Below are 530 nucleotides of genomic sequence, written 5' to 3'. Positions count from 1 at the left end.
GGCCGGTTTGACGACTACCCGAAGCGACGGGGCATTACCCGGGTGAAGGAGCTGTTGGCGGCGGGGATCAACGTTTGCTTTGGTCATGATGACGTCTTTGACCCGTGGTACCCGCTGGGGACCGGCAATATGCTGCAGGTCCTGCATATGGGGCTCCATGTTTGCCAGCTGATGGGCTACCAGCAGATCAACGACGGCCTGCAGCTTATCACCGACAACAGCGCCCGCACGTTTGGCCTCGAGGATTACGGCATTGTCAGCGGCAACCCGGCTAACCTGATCATTCTCCCGGCGGAGAATGGCTTTGAGGCCGTCCGCTGCCAGGTGCCGGTGCGCTGGTCAATTCGCCAGGGAAGGGTGATCGCGACCACCCAGCCGGCGCAAAGCTGGATCCAAACTGACCGCGGTGGCGAGGAGCTTTCTTTTATGAGGAACAGCCCCCTTGCGGATGCAAAGGGGCCGAAGGCTTAGTGAGACGCCGCCTGAGCGTTGTTCTGGCGATGACGGGAGACGAAGCCGAGGATAAAGCA

Annotated in this window: 1 protein-coding gene; it reads left to right on the top strand. The window is 60.8% G+C overall.

Features of this window, described 5'->3' with window-relative positions; translation table 11 throughout:
- Positions 1 to 471: amidohydrolase family protein (locus HHU12_RS34820; protein WP_169661250.1), on the top strand; the 471-nt coding region annotated here is incomplete at its 5' end.
- Positions 472 to 530: the final 59 nt, after the last annotated feature.

The sequence above is a fragment of the Flammeovirga aprica JL-4 genome (assembly GCF_012844305.1).
In the GTDB taxonomy this organism is placed as follows: domain Bacteria; phylum Bacteroidota; class Bacteroidia; order Cytophagales; family Flammeovirgaceae; genus Flammeovirga; species Flammeovirga aprica.
Note: the sequence above shows the minus strand (reverse complement) of the source record. Positions and strands in the feature narration are given on the sequence as shown.